Source organism: Pseudomonas canadensis (genome assembly GCF_000503215.1).
In the GTDB taxonomy this organism is placed as follows: domain Bacteria; phylum Pseudomonadota; class Gammaproteobacteria; order Pseudomonadales; family Pseudomonadaceae; genus Aquipseudomonas; species Aquipseudomonas canadensis.
In genome coordinates this window covers 516,332-534,199 of record NZ_AYTD01000011.1, presented here as the reverse complement: position 1 = coordinate 534,199, position 17,868 = coordinate 516,332, and the positions used below count along the sequence as shown (strand labels likewise).

Genomic DNA, 17,868 nt, shown 5'->3' with positions numbered 1-17,868 from the left:
TATGCAAGCTGTAATGAACCCGAAGTATCCGGGGCTCAGTGTAAGGGTCGCCGACGAAGGCTTTGATGCCTACGTGTGGGGCAATGATTTCAGCTTTGAGGTCAGCGCCTACGGTGAGCCGCAGATGGGCAAGCGGGTCGATCAATGGCCCGTGGAACGCATCTTGCCGTACCGCAAGTGCTATGGCATCGACCCCGAAGAGTTCGCCAGTTTCCGCGATGCGCCCGACAGTGCGATCTTCATGGCCTACCTGGATGATCGCCCGGTGGGGCATATTGTGGTCAGCACCAACTGGAACGGTTTTGCCCATGTCGATGAGCTGGCGGTGGCCTTGCCTGCGCGGCGTCACGGGGTGGCGAAGGCGTTGCTGGATGTGGCGCAGTTCTGGAGTCGCAAAAAGAATCTGCCGGGCATGATGCTGGAAACCCAGAACAACAACCTCGGCGCCTGCCGTTTGTACGAGCGTTGCGGTTACGTGATGGGTGGGGTCGACCACCTGCGCTATCGCGGCATCGACCCGCAGACCCACGAAGTGGCGATATTCTGGTATCGGCTGTTCAAAAGCGAAGTCGACAAGACTTAACCCGCCAGCAGGCCCTCGGCCTTCTGCGTCACGATCTCCAGCAGCGCATTCAGCGCCGGCGAGGACGTGCCGTCCTTGAGGGTCAGCGCGTACAGGCTGACCATGATCGGCGGCGACACGGGGCACGCATCCAGCCCCGCCTCCCGTGCGCCAAAGGCGGTGAAGGGGTCAACCACCGCCAGGCCTTCTCCGGCTTCCACCATGCTGCGCATCATTTGGTAGGTCTGTACGCGCGTCTGTACCACCGGCAGCGGGCGCAGGGCCTGCAGCTTGGCATCCAGCAGGCGGCTGAGCGGGTCCTGGCCTTCCAGGCCGATCATCGATTGCCCGGCCAGGTCCTGTAGCGCGATGTATTTCTGTTTGGGCTTGAGCCAGCCATGGGGGGCGAGCAACTGCAGTTTGCCTTGGGCCAGTACCGTGCTGTGGATTTGCGGATGTTCCGGGTCATGCAGGCTCAAACCCACATCGGCTTCGTGCAGCAGCAGGCTCCTGACAATCTCTCGGGTCGGTTGGCTCGACAGGTTACACGGTGTGTCCTGAAAGCGTCGGCGCAACGCTGCAATGCTTTGCGGTAGCAGTTGACTGGCCAGGGGCGGCGTGCAGAGGGCGCGCAGAGTGGGGGCATGATGGTGTTTCAAACGGCTGGCCAGACGTTGCACCGGCTCCAGCGCTTCATAGACGTGGGCGATTTCGGCTTGCAGTTCCAGGGTTTCCCGGGTGGCCTGCAAACGTCCACGCACACTGGCGAACAGCATGAAGCCAAGCTGCTGCTCGGCGTCCTTGAGCGCCGCTTCCACTTCGCCCACGGAAAGTTGCAACCACTCGGCGGCCAAGCCTGGGTGTCCGGTCTGCAAGATGGCCTGAATCACTTCGATATGACGTAAACGCATCGCCGGAGTCTATGTGCAGCGGGCCGGGTATTCAATAGAATGGCTGCGCTGATCATCAACGACCACAGCCGGCTACCGGCGTTAACAACAAAAACAGGTCTGGTCTCATATGCCTTTACCCTCGATATGCCTCGGGGTAACGGTCAAGCAACTGCTGGTCCTGGTGACCGTCGGCTGTGTGGCTGCTTATCTCTTCGACACTCAAAGCGAAACTCCGCCGGAAAACCTGGCACTTGAAGCCTTTATCCGTTCCCAGGAGCAGGTAGTGGAGCAGGTGGGCTCGGTGCTGGGCATGGAGTTGGTCAGGCAGGTGGTCGCGCATCCCGGCTACAACTCCGCAGGCTACCAGCGTTCGCTGTATGCCGTTGACGGCGAGAGGGGGCGGCTGATGGTGACGCTGAAGAAGGTGCAGGGAGAGCAGAGCATTGAGGTCACGGAGATCCGTCGTCCGTGATCACCCCAGCCCAGTCAATGCCGTCAATGGCCAGGACTGAGCAGGTGGATAGGGCGAGATCTTATGAAGCGAGGGTGGTTTGCGATTCGCGCACAAGAATGGTGCCCGATTGGATCAATTTGAATTCGTCGCCTTCCAGTTTCTCTACACGGTCGCCAATGGCCAGCTTGTAGGTGGTGGTAGGTGCCGAGCCAGCCAGGTCGCCTTGCGCCGGGTTGGATTCCTGGAACTCATGCACCGAATACACGCGTCCTTCTGCGTCTCTGGCATGAAACTGTCCGACTAATACTGCTGCCATCTGTTTAGAACCTCTGGAGATAAACACTCGATTTGCGGTTCTGTAGACCGTCATGGAGCGGGGTAGTTTACTTACGGAATAAAAATACTATTCGCTGATATTTTCAGATGCTTCCTACGTGTCGCAGTGCCAGGCAAACGCCCGCAGGAATATCAAAACCTTCTGGTGAACACGCCGCGAAGACTCTATAACTACAAGCTCCTTTAGTCAGACGTCGGGAAACCCCAATGAGCAAGGTCTACACCGTCGCCGTCGTGGTCGGCAGCTTGAGAAAAGACTCGATCAACCGCAAGGTCGCACTGGCACTGGCCGAACTGGCCCCTGCCAACCTGAAGTTGAACATTGTGGAAATTGGCGATTTGCCGCTCTACAACGAAGATATTGACGGGTCCACACCGCCGGCAGCCTACAGTACTTTCCGCAAACAAGTGAGCTCATCCGACGCGGTGTTGTTCGTGACCCCGGAATACAACCGCTCCGTGCCCGCCCCGCTGAAGAACGCCATCGACGTCGGTTCGCGCCCTTACGGCCAGAGCGCCTGGAGTGGCAAGCCGGGCGCGATCATCAGTGTGTCGCCGGGTGCGATTGGTGGGTTTGGCGCCAACCATCATCTGCGCCAGTCCCTGGTGTTCCTTGATGTGTGGTGTATGCAGCAGCCAGAAGCTTACCTGGGGGGCGCGGGCAACGTGTTTGACGACGCCGGCAAGGTGTCGGAAAAGACCAAGCCGTTCCTGCAGGCGTTTATCGATGCCTACGGTAAATGGGTGGAAAAACAGCACGCTTGATTTGCAACGAGATCAAATTGTGGGAGCGGGCTTGCTCGCGAAAGCGGAGCGTCAGTCGATGTATTTATCAACTGACAGCTTGCATTCGCGAGCAAGCCCGCTCCCACATTGGGTTCAGCGCAACCAGTTGGTACGCGCCAGTTCGATCACTTCATCGCCACGGCCACTCATCACCGCCTTGAGCATATACAGGCTGAAACCCTTGGCCTGTTCCAGCTTGATGGTCGGCGGCATCACCAACTCCTGGGTCGCGGTGACCACGTCCACCAGCACCGGGCCGTCATGGGCGAGGGCGCGGCGCAGGGCCGGTTCCAGGTCTTCGGACTGCTCCACGCGAATGCCGAGGATGCCCATGGCGTTGGACATGGCGGCGAAATCCGGGTTTTTCAGCTCGGTACCGGCATCCAGATAGCCCGCAGCTTTCATTTCCATGGCAACGAATCCCAAGGAAGAGTTATCGAACACGATGACTTTCACCGGCAGTTTCAACTGCGCCAAGGAGATGAAATCCCCCATCAGCATGGCGAAACCACCGTCACCCGACATCGAGATCACCTGCCGATCCGGAAAGGCTGCCTGGGCACCAATGGCTTGGGGCATGGCATTGGCCATCGAGCCGTGGTTGAACGAACCGATCAGCCGGCGCTTGCCATTCATCTTCAAATAGCGCGCAGCCCACACGGTGGGCGAGCCGACATCGGCGGTGAAGATCGCATCGTCATCCGCCAATTCACTGAGCAGGCGTGCGACGTATTGCGGGTGAATCGGTCGATTGGCTTTCGAGGGTTGAGCGAGGTCGTCCAGCCCTTGGCGGGCTTTCTCGTAGTGCTTCAGGGAGGTTTCGAGAAAGCTGCGATCGGTCTTGCGCGTCAGGCGCGGCAGCAGGGCGCCGATGGTTTCGCTGACATCCGCGGCAATACCCAGGTCCAGTGTGGCGCGGCGGCCGAGCGCCTGCGGATTGCGGTCGACCTGAATGATCTTGGCGTCAGTGGGGTAGAACTGGCGATAGGGGAAGTCGGTGCCGAGCATGATCAAGGTGTCGCAGTCGAGCATGGCATGGTAGCCGGAGCTGAAGCCGATCAGGCCGGTCATGCCTACGTCGAACGGGTTGTCCCATTCCACATGCTCTTTACCGCGCAGTGCATGCACCACGGGAGCGCCGAGGGCGTCGGCCAAGGCCACCACTTGATCATGGGCGCCGGCACAGCCGCTGCCGCACAGCAGGGTGGTTTTCTGGCTGCTTTCCAGGATCTCGGTGAGGCGTTGCAGGTCCTGTTCCGCCGGCAGCGTGCGTGGCGCATGCAAGGTTGGCCAAGGCTTTAGCTTGTCTTCCACTTCCAACAGCGACACATCGCCCGGAATCACCACCACCGCGACGCCCCGATTGAGGATCGCCGAACGCATGGCGCGGTGCAGCACATGGGGCATCTGCTCGGGGTTAGTCACCAGTTCGATAAAGTGGCTGCATTCCTTGAACAGTTCCTGCGGATGGGTTTCCTGAAAGTAGTTCAGGCCGATCTCCGACGACGGGATCTGCGCGGCAATCGCCAGCACCGGCACATGGTTGCGATGACAGTCGAACAGGCCATTGATCAAGTGCAGGTTGCCCGGCCCGCAACTGCCGGCGCATACGGTCAATTCGCCGGTGGCCGCCGCTTCGGCGCCAGCGGCAAAGGCAGCCACTTCCTCGTGGCGCACATGCATCCATTCGATGCTGTCCATGGTGCGCAGGGCGTCGGTGAGGCCGTTCAGGCTGTCGCCGGTCAGGCCCCAGATGCGCTTGATGCCCGCCTGTTCAAGGGTGGTCGCCAATTGCTGGGCCAGGTTGATTTTCGCCATGAAGAACTCCAATCGTCAGTGAGGTTAAAAACTGCTGATCAATAGGGGACAGTTCGATCACGGCGGATGTTCATCCTTTAATGTGAAGATTGCGTCATGGCTGCGCGGTACTGCCGGGTGCGTCGCGCCAGAAACCATTGGTCGCGCACCAACGCCATGCACGGCGCAACATTGGCTTTGGGCAAATGGCCGCGGCTGAGGCGGCGCATCTGGTAGCGCACCACGGCGAGGATGGCGAGGGATGCCAGGGGTTTGCGCTTCCAGTCCATGGGTTTGAGTTGCGGGTTGGGGTCGCGGCCTTCGCGCCAGTGCTGGATCAGTTGCGGCTCCAGCGTCAGGGCCGTGGCGATCCCGGCCATGGCGACGCCGCTGTCCAGCACCTGTTGCACGATGGGCAGGCGGCGAATGCCGCCGGTGACCATCACCGGCATCTTGGCGATGGTCGCCAGTTGGCTGGCGAACTCCAGGAAGTACGCCTCACGTGCCAGGGTGCGACCGTCACGTGCTTCACCTTGCATGGCCGGCGCTTCGTAACTGCCACCGGATAACTCCAGCAGGTCGATGGGCAACGGGTTGAGCATTTCGACCACGGCGCGTGCGTCGGCTTCTGCAAAGCCGCCCCGTTGGAAGTCGGCAGAGTTTAGTTTGACGGCGACACAAAACGACGGGCTGACGTTAGCGCGCACTGCACGAATCACTTCCAGCAACAGCCGCGCGCGGTTCTCCAGGGAACCGCCCCAGCGGTCGGTGCGCTGGTTGCTCAGCGGTGAAAGGAACTGGCTGAGCAAGTAGCCATGGGCACCGTGGATCTGCACGCCGGTAAACCCGACTTGCTCGGCCAGGCGTGCGCTGGTGGCGAAGCGCTGGATCACGTCCTGGATGTCGTCTTCGGTCATGGCCTTGGGCGTGGCAAACATCTTCGAGAAACCGGCCAGGTCGAGCGCCACGGCGGACGGTGCAATGGCCTGCTGGCGCAGGTTGGCCGGCGTCTGGCGACCTGGGTGGCTGAGTTGTACCCAGAAGTGCACGCCGTTGTCGCGCGCCACGTCGGCCCACTCGCGAAAGCTCGCCAGGTGCTGCTCATCCTCAAGCGCCACGCCGCCGGGGCCGGTCATGGCGCGGCGGTCGACCATCACGTTGCCGGTGATCAACAAGCCGGGCTCGCCCTGCGCCCAGGCCTTGTACAACTGCTTCAATTCGCGCGACGGTGCCTGATTGCCATCGGCCATATTTTCTTCCATCGCGGCCTTGGCGATGCGGTTGGAGAGGACTTGACCATTGGGCAATTGCAGGGCTTCAAAGGGTGACATGGGTTGACTCCTGAGCGAGGGAGGCCTCAGGCTAAGCTTAAAGTTAACTTTAATGTCAAGCGCGGGGCGGTGATGAATATTGGTGAGCTGGCAAGGCAGAGTGGGTTAGCGGCTTCGCGGATCCGCTTTTATGAGGCTGAGGGGCTGATCAGCCAGGTGGGGCGCCAGGCCAATGGTTATCGACGATATGCGCCGCAGGCGCTGCAAACCCTGCAACTGATCCAGAGCGCGCAACAGGCAGGCTTTACCTTGCAGGAACTCAAGGCACTGATGCCGGCGCCGGGCGAGCACAAGCGCGAAGAGTTGATCGAGGCATTGGAGCGCAAGGTCGCGCAGATCGAAGAGATGCAAGCGCAACTGGCCCATAGCAAGGCGCAACTGCTGGGGGTGATCGAAGCGGTACGGGCGCAGCCGGAAGGTGTGCCCTGCAGCGTAGGGCAGAAGCAGGTATTAGGATTGATCAGCGAGAACCTGTAGGGGCGAGCTTGCTCGCGAAGACCTCACAGGCAACACGTTCATCCAGGACTCACGCGTTATCGTTGACGATCTTCGCGGGCAAGCCCGCTCCTACAGTAGTTTATTGGCGACGACGGAACAGCGGTAGCGGTTCATCCGTGGCGGCCTGGTACGTCACCGAGAAGTCCTTGAGGCTTTCCAGCGCTTCGTACGGGTCTTTGTCGGCGCGCAGGGCGAAGGCATCGAACCCGCAGCGGCGCAGGTAGAACAACTGGTCGCGCAGCACGTCACCAATCGCGCGCAGCTCGCCTTTGTAACCGTAACGGTCACGTAGCAGGCGTGCGTTGGAGTAGTTGCGGCCGTCGGTGAAGGCCGGGAAGTTCAGGGCGATGACCTGGAAGTGCTCCACGTCGTCACCGATCTCTTCGGCTTCTTCATCGGCGTCCAGCCACACGCCCAGGCCGCCGTCGCGGGCCTTGAGGGCGTGGCCGTGTTCGCGCCACAGGGCCAACGGCACGATCAGGTCGTCGCAGTTGGAGATGCCGTCGAAGCTCGCGTCCTTGGGCAGCAGGTGCCAGGTTTCATCGAGGACTTCGTTGTTCTTAATGATTCGCTGCATAGACGCGCTCCTTGAACAGGTCGATGCCGATGCGCTGGTAGGTGTCGATGAAACGCTCATCTTCGGTGCGCTGTTCGATGTAGACGTCGATCAGCTTGCCGATCACCTCAGGCATGGCTTCCTGGGCGAAGGATGGGCCGAGGATCTTGCCCAGGCTCGCATCGCGGCTGGCGCTGCCACCCAGGGACACTTGGTAGAATTCTTCGCCTTTCTTGTCCACGCCCAGGATGCCGATGTGGCCGACGTGGTGGTGACCACAGGCGTTCATGCAACCGGAGATGTTCAAGTCCAGCTCGCCGATGTCGAACAGGTAATCCAGGTCGTCGAAACGGCGCTGGATCGATTCGGCAATCGGGATCGACTTGGCGTTGGCCAGGGAGCAGAAATCGCCGCCCGGGCAGCAGATGATGTCGGTCAGCAGGCCGATGTTCGGCGTGGCGAATCCGCCTTCGCGCAACTCGCCCCACAGGGTGAACAGTTGGCTCTGCTCAACGTCCGCGAGAATGATGTTCTGCTCGTGGGAGGTGCGCAGTTGACCAAAGCTGTAGCGCTCGGCCAGGTCGGCCACGGCGTCCAGTTGCTTGTCGGTGATATCGCCCGGTGCAACCCCGGTAGGTTTCAGCGACAAGGTTACGGCCACGTAGCCCGGCTTTTTGTGCGCCAGGGTGTTGCGGCCACGCCAGCGGGCGAAGCCTGGATGCTCTTGGTCAAGTGCTGCGAGCTCGGCGTCCTGATTGCTCAGGGCCTTGTACTCAGGGTCGACGAAGTGTTTGGCGACGCGGTGCACTTCGGCTTCGGTCAGGGTGGTCTGGCCGCCGCGCAGGTGTTCCATCTCGGCGTCGACTTTCTGGGCGAACACCTCAGGGGTCAGCGCCTTGACCAGGATCTTGATCCGGGCCTTGTACTTGTTATCACGACGGCCATAGCGGTTGTAAACCCGCAGGATCGCGTCGAGGTAGCTCAACAGGTCCTGCCACGGCAGGAACTCGTTGATAAAGGCGCCGACGACCGGGGTACGGCCGAGGCCGCCACCTACCAATACGCGGAAGCCCAGTTCGCCGGCTTCGTTGTGCACCGGTTCCAGGCCGATATCGTGCACTTCGATGGCCGCACGGTCCGAGGTCGAGCCATTGATGGCGATCTTGAACTTGCGTGGCAGGTAGGCGAATTCGGGGTGGAAGGTGGTCCACTGACGGACGATTTCGCACCAGGGGCGTGGGTCGATCAGTTCGTCGGCGGCAACACCGGCGAATTGGTCGGTGGTCACGTTGCGCAGGCAGTTACCGCTGGTCTGAATGGCGTGCATCTGCACGGTGGCCAGTTCAGCCAGGATGTCCGGCACATCTTCCAGCGCCGGCCAGTTGAACTGTACGTTCTGGCGGGTACTGATGTGGGCATAGCCTTTGTCGAAGTCGCGGGCAATCTTGGCCATCATGCGCGTCTGGCGCGACGTCAGTTGGCCATAGGGCACGGCCACCCGCAGCATCGGCGCAAAGCGCTGAACATAAAGGCCATTTTGCAGGCGCAGAGGGCGGAACTCTTCTTCGCTCAGTTCACCTGCTAGGTAGCGTCGGGTCTGATCACGGAACTGCTTGACGCGGTCCTCGATGATGCGCTGATCGTATTCGTCGTATACGTACATATAGGTCCTGTTCTCGGCAAATCTGCGCGCACGGCCGCGCACTCCCAACGGAGCCGGCGCACGATACCAGTTTGCGTTTATGCGCAAAAGTGATGTTTGAGTATATGCAAATAACCAAAATGACTAATGAGAACGGTTATCGCGATACCCACATTTGTCATGCGGGCAATCGTCGACTTTACTGTGATCGTGTCTGAACGTTATCACCTATAAAACCGACAAGAGGCGATGCGATGAGCAATTCGACAAAAGCCCGTAAACCCGACAGTACCGTGGACGCCTGGGCCATTCTGTTCTTGATAATCCTGGTGGTTGGGACTGCCGTGTTCTGGGTCAGCCACCAGTAGTCATAGATACGGACCCCTGTAGGAGTTGGCTTGCCAGCTCCTACAGTCAGGTTGGGTTTACACGCCAGCCAGGTGCAGCACCAGTTGCACGATGCCAAACAGCGTCAGCGCGAACACCGCCGTAAACAAAACCCCCAGGATCACAAAGTGGCTGGGCTTGCCGTGGGTGAAATCCCGCGCGCGGTTCTTGCCGCTTTGCACGCCAAACGCGGCGGCCATGACGCTGTGGAGCATCTGCCAGAAGGTCGGTGGCTTTTGATCGTCCATGGGTCCCTCGACACCAGGTGTGTGAGGGACAGCATAGACAATCCAGCGACGCTTAGTTGTCGTAACCCAGGTTCGGCGCCAACCAGCGCTCGGTCACGCTCAGGTCCTGGCCTTTGCGCGCGGTGTAGCTCGCCACCTGGTCCTTGTCGACCTTGCCCACGGCGAAATACTGCGCCTGCGGGTGGGCGAAATACCAGCCGCTGACCGCTGCCGCCGGGAACATCGCGTAGTGTTCGGTGAGGAACACGCCGCTGCGCCCCGCTTCCATCTCGCGTGCCTCGGGGTCGAGCAGTTGGAACAAGGTGCCTTTCTCGGTGTGATCCGGGCATGCCGGGTAGCCGGGGGCAGGGCGGATGCCGCTGTACTGCTCCTTGATCAGCGCTTCGTTGTCCAGTTGCTCGTCCTTGGCGTAACCCCAGTAGTCTTTACGCACTTGCTGGTGCAGCCATTCGGCGCAGGCTTCGGCCAGGCGGTCGGCCAGGGCCTTGACCATGATCGAGTTGTAGTCGTCGCCCGCGTCCTGGTAGGCCTTGGCGACCTCTTCGGCGCCGATGCCGGCGGTGGNAAACCGCCGATGTAGTCGGTCACGCCGCTGTCCTTGGGCGCCACGAAGTCGGCCAGGGAGAAGTTCGGCTTGCCGTCGGTCTTGATGATCTGCTGGCGCAAGTGGTGCAGTTTGGCGATCGGCTGGCCGTCTTCGCCGTAGACTTCCAGGTCATCGTCCTGCACCTGGTTGGTCGGCCAGAAACCGAACACCGCACGGGCGCTGATGAGTTTTTCGTCGATCAGCTTCTTGAGCATTTCCTGGGCGTCGGCGTACAGCGAAGTCGCCGCTTCACCGACGACTTCATCAGTCAGAATGCGTGGGAATTTGCCCGCCAGGTCCCAGGAAATGAAGAACGGCGTCCAGTCGATGTATTCGGCCAGTACGTTGAGGTCGATATTGTCCAGGACCTTGGCGCCGGTAAAGGTCGGCACTACCGGCGTGTAGGTGCTCCAGTCGAACTGCGGCTTCTTGGCGATGGCCGCCGGGTAGCTCAGGCGTTCGGTGCGGGCGCTGCGGTTTGCGGTGCGCTCGCGCACTTCCACGTATTCCTCGCGGGTACGCTCCACGAAGCCGGCTTTCAGCTCCTTGGACAGCAACTGAGTCGCCACACCGACTGCACGCGAGGCGTCGGTGACATACACCACGGCATCGTTGCTGTACTTGGGCTCGATCTTCACCGCCGTATGCGCCTTGGACGTGGTAGCACCGCCGATCATCAGCGGCAGGTGGAAGTCCTGGCGCTGCATCTCGCGAGCCACGTGCACCATCTCATCCAGGGACGGCGTGATCAGGCCGGACAGCCCGATGATGTCGCACTTCTGCTCCTTGGCCACCTGCAGGATCTTCTCCGCCGGCACCATCACGCCGAGGTCGACAATGTCATAGCCGTTGCAACCCAGCACCACGCCGACGATGTTCTTGCCGATGTCGTGCACGTCGCCTTTCACCGTCGCCATCAGGATCTTGCCCTTGGCTTCCGGCTTGTCGCCTTTTTCCAGCTCGATAAACGGGATCAAGTGGGCCACGGCCTGCTTCATGACGCGGGCGGATTTCACCACCTGGGGCAGGAACATTTTGCCCGCGCCGAACAGGTCGCCGACGATGTTCATGCCAGACATCAGCGGGCCTTCGATCACTTCGATCGGGCGTGCAAACGACAGCCGCGATTCTTCGGTATCTTCAACAATATGCGTGGTGATGCCCTTGACCAGAGCGTGTTCCAGGCGCTTGTTCACGTCCCAGCCACGCCATTCCTCGGTTTCGGCCTCTTTTACGCTGCCGTCGCCCTTGTACTTGTCAGCGATGGCGAGGAGGGCGTCGGTGCCGTCCGGCGTGCGGTTGAGTACCACGTCTTCAACGGCGTCGCGCAACTCGGCCGGGATCTGGTCGTAGATCTCCAGCTGGCCGGCGTTGACGATGCCCATGGTCAGACCGTTGCGGATCGCATACAGCAGGAACACCGAGTGGATCGCCTCACGCACCGGGTTGTTGCCACGGAACGAGAACGACACGTTGGACACGCCGCCGGAGGTCAGCGCGTACGGCAGTTCGTCACGAATGTAGGCACAGGCGTTGATGAAGTCGACAGCGTAGTTGTTGTGCTCTTCGATACCGGTGGCGACCGCGAAGATGTTCGGGTCGAAGATGATGTCTTCCGGCGGAAAGCCGACTTCATTGACCAGGATGTCGTAGGAGCGTTTGCAGATTTCTTTCTTGCGCGCTTCGGTGTCGGCCTGGCCGGCTTCGTCGAACGCCATCACCACCACGGCGGCGCCATAGCGCTTGCACAGCTTGGCGTGGTGAATGAACTGCTCCACACCTTCCTTCATGCTGATGGAGTTGACGATGCCCTTGCCCTGGATGCACTTGAGGCCAGCTTCGATCACGTCCCACTTGGAGGAGTCGATCATGATCGGCACGCGGGAGATGTCCGGCTCGCCGGCAATCAGATTGAGGAAGGTCACCATGGCCTTCTTCGAATCGAGCATGCCCTCGTCCATATTGATGTCGATCACCTGGGCGCCGGCTTCCACCTGCTGCAAGGCGACTTCCAGGGCCTCGGTGTAGTTGTCCTCGCGGATCAGGCGGGCGAACTTGGCCGAGCCGGTGATGTTGGTGCGCTCACCGACGTTGACGAACAACGAGCTGCGATCGATGGTGAAGGGTTCCAGGCCCGACAGGCGGCAAGCCTTCGGGATATCCGGGATCTGGCGCGGTGCGTAACCGGCCACGGCCTTGGCGATAGCCTCGATGTGGCCCGGCGTGGTGCCGCAGCAACCGCCGACAATGTTGAGGAAGCCGCTCTGGGCAAACTCTTCGATGACCTTGGCGGTTTGTGACGGCAACTCATCGTATTCACCGAATTCGTTGGGCAGGCCGGCGTTCGGGTGCGCAGAAACGTGGGTGTTGGCCTTGTTCGACAACTCTTCCAGGTACGGACGCAGCTCGCTGGCGCCCAGGGCGCAGTTGAGGCCCACGGAAATCGGCTTGGCGTGGGCCACGGAGTTCCAGAACGCTTCGGTGGTCTGGCCCGACAGCGTACGGCCGGAGGCGTCGGTGATGGTGCCGGAGATCATGATCGGCAGTTCGATGTTCAACGCTTCGAACACACCTTGCACGGCAAAGATCGCGGCCTTGGCGTTGAGGGTGTCGAAGATGGTCTCGATCAGGATCAGGTCGGCACCGCCTTCGATCAGGCCTTGGGTGGCCTCGGTGTAGTTTTCCACCAGTTCATCGAAGGTCACGTTGCGGTAGCCGGGGTTGTTCACGTCGGGCGACAGCGAGCAGGTGCGGCTGGTCGGGCCGAGCACGCCGGCGACGAAACGCGGCTTGGCCGGGTTTTCGGCGGTCTTGGCGTCGGCAATCTTGCGCGCCAGGCGTGCGCCTTCTACGTTCAGTTCATAGGCCAGTTCTTCCATGCCGTAGTCGGCCATGGAGATGCGCGTGGCGTTGAAGGTGTTGGTTTCGAGGATGTCGGCGCCAGCATCCAGGTAGGCTTTTTCGATGCCACCGATCACGTCGGGCCGGGTGAGCACCAGCAGGTCGTTGTTACCCTTGACGTCGCTTGGCCAATCGGCGAAGCGTTTGCCACGGTAGTCATTTTCCTCAAGCTTGTAGCTCTGGATCATCGTGCCCATACCGCCGTCGAGGATCAGGATACGTTCCTTGAGGGCTTGATGAAGGGCTTGCAGACGAACGCTACGATCGGACATGGGACTACTCTGGTCAGGCATTTCGGAGGGCGTGAATCATAACAAACCTGTGCCGATTTAGAGCATGCGCAGTTTTTGCATGAATATCGTTCATGTTGGAAGGGGGCGTGGCCCGGTAGAATCACCGGCAAATTTTCAGCGTACGTATTGAATCGGGACCGGATACATGTCACTTCGCCTCATCACCAGTGCTGCCCTGGCACTGGTCGCCTGCATTGCGCAGGCCGACGGACCCGCCCCGGCGATTTCGTACACCCGCGACATTCAACCGATCTTCACCGAGAAATGCGTGGCTTGCCATGCCTGCTATGACTCCGCCTGCCAACTGAACCTGGGCAGTGCCGAAGGCGTAGCGCGAGGTGCGAGCAAAGTACCGGTCTACGATGGCGAGCGCAGCCAGGCGACGCCGACCACTCGGCTGTTCTATGACGCTTTCGGCAAGCAGGCCTGGCAGCAGAAGGGCTTTTACTCAGTATTGGATGCGCAGGGCAGCCAGGCTGCGCTGATGGCGCGCATGCTGGAGTTGGGTCATAACGCACCGCTGCAACCCAACGCCAAGCTGCCCGAAGAGATCGTACTGGGCCTGAACCGACAAAACATGTGCGCCATGCCCGGCGAGTTCACTGCCTACGCGGGTGCCCATCCCAAGGAAGGTATGCCGCTGGCGGTCACCGGCCTGACGGACCAGCAGTATCAGACCTTGCAACGCTGGCTCGCGTCCGGCGCGCCTATCGATGAACAAGGCTTGGCACCCAGCGCCAAGGAAGCACTGCAGGTACAGCAGTGGGAAAACCTGCTCAACCAGCCCGGGGCCAGGGAGAGCCTGGTAGCGCGCTGGTTGTTCGAGCATTTGTTCCTCGCCCATCTCTACTTCGAAAACGGCGAGCCGGGGCATTTCTTCCAGTGGGTGCGCTCGCGTACGCCGAGCGGGCAGCCGATTGACCTGATCGCAACTCGCCGCCCGAACGATGACCCAGGCACCCAGGTTTACTACCGCCTGTGGCCGGTGCAGGGCGTGATCGTGCATAAAACCCACATCACGTACCCGCTCAGCGCCGAGAAAATGGCCCGCATCAAAGCGCTGTTCTACGCCGGCAACTGGCAGGTCAACGCCTTGCCTGGCTACGGACCGGGCCGTCGCGCCAACCCCTTCGAAACCTTCGAGGCGATTCCAGCCAAGGCGCGTTACCAGTTCATGCTGGACAACGCCGAGTATTTCGTACGCACCTTTATTCGTGGGCCCGTGTGCCGTGGGCAGATCGCCACGGACGTGATCCGCGACAATTTCTGGACCCTGTTCCAGGACCCGGACCATGACCTCTACATCACCGATGCCCGTTATCGCGGCCAGGCCACGCCGTTGCTGGCCATGCCGGGGCAGAACGATGACGTAGGCAGTGTGCTGAGCCTGTGGCTCGCTTACCGTGACAAGCGTAATCAATACGAAGCGCTGCGCCGTGACAACTATGCGGACGTTCCCGCGCCAAGCTGGTCGTCGCTGTGGGCCGGGAATGACAACGCCTTGCTGAGCATTTTTCGCCACTTCGACAGTGCCTCGGTGACCAAGGGCTTGATTGGTGAAGTGCCGCAGACGATGTGGCTGTTTGACTATCCGTTGCTGGAGCGCACCTATTATCAGTTGGCGGTGAATTTTGATGTGTTCGGCAATGTGTCGCACCAAGCCCAGACCCGCTTGTACTTCGACCTGATCCGCAACGGCGCCGAGCAGAACTTCCTGCGCCTGATGCCTGCAGACTCCCGCGAAGACTTCCTCGATGACTGGTATCAAAACAGTGGCAAGCTCAAGTTGTGGATGGACTATGAGGCGATTGATGACGACAAGCCCACCGGCTTGCATCTGAGCGAAAACGATCCGAAGCGCGACTTTGCCAACCAGTTGCTCACGCGTTATGGCGATCTGAATGCCAGCCCGGACCCGATCAACCGCTGCACTGGCGCCTATTGCTCCCGTGATGGTATCGACCCGGCGTTGCAGGATGCCGAGCAAGCGCTGAGCCGCCTGACCTCACGCCCGGCCGCCGGGCTCAAGGTTATCGATCTATTGCCTGAAGCGACGATGCTGCGGGTTGAGACTGCCAGCGGTAAGCGTGTGGTCTACAGCATGTTGCGCAATCGTGCTCACAGTAATGTGGCGTTTCTGTTGGGTGAGGCTTATCGCTATCAGCCGGGCCTGGACACAGTGACCATCTATCCGGGTGTGTTGAGCAGCTATCCGAACTTTATGTTCAATATTCCGGCGCAGGACGTGCCGGAGTTTGTGGCTGAAATGGAGCGGGCCAAGGATGCCAAGCGGTTTGAGAAGATTGTGGATCGTTGGGGTGTGCGGCGTAGTCATCCGCTGTTTTGGCAGTATTTCCATGATTTGTCGGAGTACATTCGAGAGACAACGCCGGTTGAGGAGGGGGTGTTGGATATGAATCGGTATGAGAATTTGTGAGGGTTTTTTGGAGTGAATATCCGTTATTTGGGTGATGGCGGCTTATGGTTCCGCTCTTACAGCGGGTCACTTTTTGAAGAGCGCAAAAAGTAACCAAAAACGCTCCGCCCCAACACTCGGCACCTCGCCTAGGCTCGGTGTGCCCTCACTCCGGCTTGAATCCGTGGGTAACCCGGCGTCCCCCCCGGCTCCTACAGGACCGCGTTTGCCTTTGCTCTACACCACTCAAGCCGGCTGTCAGGCCGCTGTGCTTTTGCTTTTGATTTTGATCTTAGGCGCCCCGTTAAACACGCTGGCCGGAATTCGGCAGGGATTTGGGGGGTAAACCGGCAGGGATGCCGGTTTAGCCGCCCCGCGCCATGGATGGCGCGTGGCGGCGGCCCCCCAAATCACTGTCGGATTACGGGCATACCGAGCCTAGGCGAGGTACCGAGTGTTGGGGCAAGAGCCCTTTGGTTACTTTGGGGCTTTTCCAAAGTGACCCGCCGTAAGGGCGGAACCATACGCGGCCGTTACCCAAATAACGGATATGTACATCCCCCCCGCAAACAAACCTATCCCGACAAAAACACTAGGACTTTGTACCTGCGTAATAATTTGGCGTAAACTGCCGGCAAGCCTGTGAGGAGTTTCCATGACTGCCATAACCATTACTGACGCCGCCCACGATTACCTGGCTGACCTGCTGTCCAAGCAGAACACCCCGGGTATCGGCATTCGCGTCTTTATCACCCAGCCCGGCACCCAATACGCCGAAACTTGCATCGCCTACTGCAAGCCTGGTGAAGAAAAACCTGAAGACACCGCCCTGGGGCTGAAAAGCTTCACCGCCTACATCGACGCCTTCAGTGAAGCCTTCCTCGACGACGCCGTGGTCGACTACGCCACCGACCGCATGGGCGGCCAGTTGACCATCAAAGCGCCAAACGCCAAGGTGCCCAACGTCAACGCCGACAGCCCGGTGAACGAGCGTATCAACTACTACCTGCAGACCGAAATCAACCCAGGCCTGGCCAGCCACGGCGGCCAGGTCAGCCTGATCGACGTGGTCGATGACGGCATTGCGGTGCTCAAGTTCGGTGGCGGCTGCCAAGGCTGCGGCCAAGCGGACGTGACCCTGCGCGAAGGCATCGAGCGCACCTTGCTGGAGCGTATTCCAGAGCTTAAGGGCGTGCGTGACGTGACCGATCACACGCAGAAAGAAAACGCCTACTACTGAGTAAGGCGTTCACTGCGAACAAAAAAAACGGCGCCCCGTGAGCGCCGTTTTTTTATTCTTTAAAATCAACGGATTGTGATAGTTATCTGTCAAAGGAGATTAACTTTTGAGCCGGGCTTGCCCGCTCTCACAGGGTTCACCATATTTATTCAGTTAAAACAGTTATTTATGTTCTTAAGTTAATTTTGTTTGTTATGGGCGATAAAGGTGCGCATGGCCTGCCCGGTACAGCGATGACTCACTGAAACTGTCACTGGCCAGCACCCGGCCCACCACAATCAGCGCCGTACGCCGAAAGCCCTTGGCCGCCACTTTCCCGGCAATGTCGCTCAGCGTTCCTATCGCCCAATCCTGATCCGGCCAGGTAGCCCGGTGCACCACGGCAATCGGGCAATCCGCGCCGTAGTGTGGCAGCAGTTCAGCGACGATCTTCTCCAAGTGATTGACCCCCAGGTGAATCGCCATGGTGGTGCCATGCCGGGCCAGGCTGTCGAAGTCCTCGCCGGCCGGCATGCTGGTCTTGTCGGCATAGCGGGTCAGGATCACGCTCTGGGCGATGTCAGGCAGGGTCAGCTCCGCCTCCAGCAAGGCTGCACAGGCAGCCACGGCGGTGACGCCGGGGATGATCTGGAAGGGAATGCCCAACTCCCGCAGGTGGCGGATCTGTTCACCAATGGCGCCATACAGGCTTGGGTCGCCGGAATGGACGCGCGCCACATCCTGGCCCTTCTCGTGGGCGGCTTTGATCAGATCAATGATCTGCTCCAGGTGCAATTCGGCGCTGTTGGCCACAGTTTCCGCTTGATGACCTTCCAGTACCGCGGCCGGCACCAACGAGCCCGCATAAATAATCACCGGGCAACTGCGGATCAGCCGCTGGCCTTTGACGGTGATTAATTCCGGGTCGCCGGGGCCTGCGCCGATGAAGTAGACGGTCATGGG

General features: G+C 60.2%; 14 protein-coding genes and 1 pseudogene. 6 read left to right on the top strand and 9 right to left on the bottom strand.

Annotated features, from left to right (window positions below; translation table 11 throughout):
- The first annotated feature begins 1 nt into the window (after position 1).
- Complete coding sequence (locus U367_RS0107570; RefSeq protein ID WP_073860002.1) at positions 2-583, top strand: GNAT family N-acetyltransferase; 582 nt, start codon at positions 2-4, stop codon at positions 581-583.
- On the opposite strand, the gene U367_RS0107565 is transcribed toward U367_RS0107570, so the two are convergent.
- Positions 580-1,473 (bottom strand): LysR substrate-binding domain-containing protein, encoded by an 894-nt coding sequence (locus U367_RS0107565; RefSeq protein ID WP_028616398.1) that lies wholly within the window; start codon positions 1,471-1,473, stop codon positions 580-582. The genes U367_RS0107570 and U367_RS0107565 overlap by 4 nt on opposite strands.
- Before the next feature lie 109 nt (positions 1,474-1,582).
- On the opposite strand from U367_RS0107565, the gene U367_RS0107560 reads away from it, so the two are divergent.
- On the top strand, positions 1,583-1,927 hold the full coding sequence (locus U367_RS0107560) for a hypothetical protein (protein WP_028616397.1): 345 nt from the start codon (positions 1,583-1,585) through the stop codon (positions 1,925-1,927).
- Positions 1,928-1,988: 61 nt separating this feature from the next.
- Here U367_RS0107560 and U367_RS0107555 read toward each other — a convergent pair whose 3' ends face one another.
- Positions 1,989-2,225 carry a hypothetical protein gene (locus U367_RS0107555; protein ID WP_016979714.1) on the bottom strand — a complete coding sequence of 79 codons (237 nt, stop codon included), beginning with the start codon at positions 2,223-2,225 and terminating at the stop codon, positions 1,989-1,991.
- A 227-nt stretch (positions 2,226-2,452) separates the two neighbouring features.
- Here U367_RS0107555 and U367_RS0107550 point away from each other — a divergent pair, with 227 nt between their 5' ends.
- Positions 2,453-3,010 carry an NADPH-dependent FMN reductase gene (locus U367_RS0107550; RefSeq protein ID WP_028616396.1) on the top strand — a complete coding sequence of 186 codons (558 nt, stop codon included), beginning with the start codon at positions 2,453-2,455 and terminating at the stop codon, positions 3,008-3,010.
- A gap of 114 nt (positions 3,011-3,124) precedes the next feature.
- Here the strand turns inward: U367_RS0107550 and poxB are convergent, their stop codons facing one another.
- Both poxB and U367_RS0107540 read right to left on the bottom strand, forming a co-directional pair.
- Positions 3,125-4,849: a ubiquinone-dependent pyruvate dehydrogenase gene (poxB, locus tag U367_RS0107545; RefSeq protein WP_032864146.1), complete on the bottom strand. Its 1,725-nt coding sequence runs from the start codon at positions 4,847-4,849 to the stop codon at positions 3,125-3,127.
- A gap of 77 nt (positions 4,850-4,926) precedes the next feature.
- A complete protein-coding gene (locus U367_RS0107540) occupies positions 4,927-6,159 on the bottom strand; it encodes an NADH:flavin oxidoreductase/NADH oxidase family protein (protein ID WP_028616394.1) in 1,233 nt (410 codons plus the stop codon).
- Positions 6,160-6,231: 72 nt separating this feature from the next.
- Here U367_RS0107540 and U367_RS0107535 point away from each other — a divergent pair, with 72 nt between their 5' ends.
- Positions 6,232-6,636 carry a MerR family transcriptional regulator gene (locus U367_RS0107535; protein WP_028616393.1) on the top strand — a complete coding sequence of 135 codons (405 nt, stop codon included), beginning with the start codon at positions 6,232-6,234 and terminating at the stop codon, positions 6,634-6,636.
- Between the two features lie 100 nt (positions 6,637-6,736).
- Here U367_RS0107535 and U367_RS0107530 read toward each other — a convergent pair whose 3' ends face one another.
- From U367_RS0107530 to metH, 4 genes and pseudogenes are all read right to left on the bottom strand, one after another.
- The gene (locus U367_RS0107530; protein WP_028616392.1) at positions 6,737-7,234 is read right to left on the bottom strand and encodes a DUF934 domain-containing protein; all 498 of its coding nucleotides are present in this window, start codon (positions 7,232-7,234) and stop codon (positions 6,737-6,739) included.
- Positions 7,218-8,876, bottom strand: coding sequence for a nitrite/sulfite reductase (locus U367_RS0107525; RefSeq protein WP_016979706.1), 1,659 nt, complete (start codon positions 8,874-8,876; stop codon positions 7,218-7,220). Before U367_RS0107525 ends, U367_RS0107530 begins: the two co-directional genes overlap by 17 nt.
- Positions 8,877-9,280: 404 nt before the next feature.
- Positions 9,281-9,490: a DUF2970 domain-containing protein gene (locus tag U367_RS0107515; protein WP_028616391.1), complete on the bottom strand. Its 210-nt coding sequence runs from the start codon at positions 9,488-9,490 to the stop codon at positions 9,281-9,283.
- A 52-nt stretch (positions 9,491-9,542) separates the two neighbouring features.
- A pseudogene (gene metH / locus U367_RS01000000129940) lies at positions 9,543-13,249 on the bottom strand (methionine synthase).
- A 166-nt stretch (positions 13,250-13,415) separates the two neighbouring features.
- Between metH and U367_RS0107505 the strand changes: the two are divergent.
- Together U367_RS0107505 and nfuA are read left to right on the top strand one after the other, a co-directional pair.
- Positions 13,416-15,707 carry a fatty acid cis/trans isomerase gene (locus U367_RS0107505; protein ID WP_028616390.1) on the top strand — a complete coding sequence of 764 codons (2,292 nt, stop codon included), beginning with the start codon at positions 13,416-13,418 and terminating at the stop codon, positions 15,705-15,707.
- Between the two features lie 634 nt (positions 15,708-16,341).
- Complete coding sequence (gene nfuA, locus U367_RS0107500; protein ID WP_003190728.1) at positions 16,342-16,926, top strand: Fe-S biogenesis protein NfuA; 585 nt, start codon at positions 16,342-16,344, stop codon at positions 16,924-16,926.
- A gap of 192 nt (positions 16,927-17,118) precedes the next feature.
- Here nfuA and cobM read toward each other — a convergent pair whose 3' ends face one another.
- A complete protein-coding gene (cobM, locus tag U367_RS0107495) occupies positions 17,119-17,865 on the bottom strand; it encodes a precorrin-4 C(11)-methyltransferase (protein ID WP_028616389.1) in 747 nt (248 codons plus the stop codon).
- Positions 17,866-17,868 lie beyond the last annotated feature (3 nt).

Excerpts from the sequence above, each read along its gene's own strand:
- U367_RS0107570 (WP_073860002.1), top strand. The coding sequence starts at position 2 with ATGCAAGCTGTAATGAACCCGAAGTATCCGGGGCTCAGTGTAAGGGTC.
- U367_RS0107565 (WP_028616398.1), bottom strand. The coding sequence starts at position 1,473 with ATGCGTTTACGTCATATCGAAGTGATTCAGGCCATCTTGCAGACCGGA.
- U367_RS0107560 (WP_028616397.1), top strand. The coding sequence starts at position 1,583 with ATGCCTTTACCCTCGATATGCCTCGGGGTAACGGTCAAGCAACTGCTG.
- U367_RS0107555 (WP_016979714.1), bottom strand. The coding sequence starts at position 2,225 with ATGGCAGCAGTATTAGTCGGACAGTTTCATGCCAGAGACGCAGAAGGA.
- U367_RS0107550 (WP_028616396.1), top strand. The coding sequence starts at position 2,453 with ATGAGCAAGGTCTACACCGTCGCCGTCGTGGTCGGCAGCTTGAGAAAA.
- poxB (WP_032864146.1), bottom strand. The coding sequence starts at position 4,849 with ATGGCGAAAATCAACCTGGCCCAGCAATTGGCGACCACCCTTGAACAG.
- U367_RS0107540 (WP_028616394.1), bottom strand. The coding sequence starts at position 6,159 with ATGTCACCCTTTGAAGCCCTGCAATTGCCCAATGGTCAAGTCCTCTCC.
- U367_RS0107535 (WP_028616393.1), top strand. The coding sequence starts at position 6,232 with ATGAATATTGGTGAGCTGGCAAGGCAGAGTGGGTTAGCGGCTTCGCGG.
- U367_RS0107530 (WP_028616392.1), bottom strand. The coding sequence starts at position 7,234 with ATGCAGCGAATCATTAAGAACAACGAAGTCCTCGATGAAACCTGGCAC.
- U367_RS0107525 (WP_016979706.1), bottom strand. The coding sequence starts at position 8,876 with ATGTACGTATACGACGAATACGATCAGCGCATCATCGAGGACCGCGTC.
- U367_RS0107515 (WP_028616391.1), bottom strand. The coding sequence starts at position 9,490 with ATGGACGATCAAAAGCCACCGACCTTCTGGCAGATGCTCCACAGCGTC.
- U367_RS0107505 (WP_028616390.1), top strand. The coding sequence starts at position 13,416 with ATGTCACTTCGCCTCATCACCAGTGCTGCCCTGGCACTGGTCGCCTGC.
- nfuA (WP_003190728.1), top strand. The coding sequence starts at position 16,342 with ATGACTGCCATAACCATTACTGACGCCGCCCACGATTACCTGGCTGAC.
- cobM (WP_028616389.1), bottom strand. The coding sequence starts at position 17,865 with ATGACCGTCTACTTCATCGGCGCAGGCCCCGGCGACCCGGAATTAATC.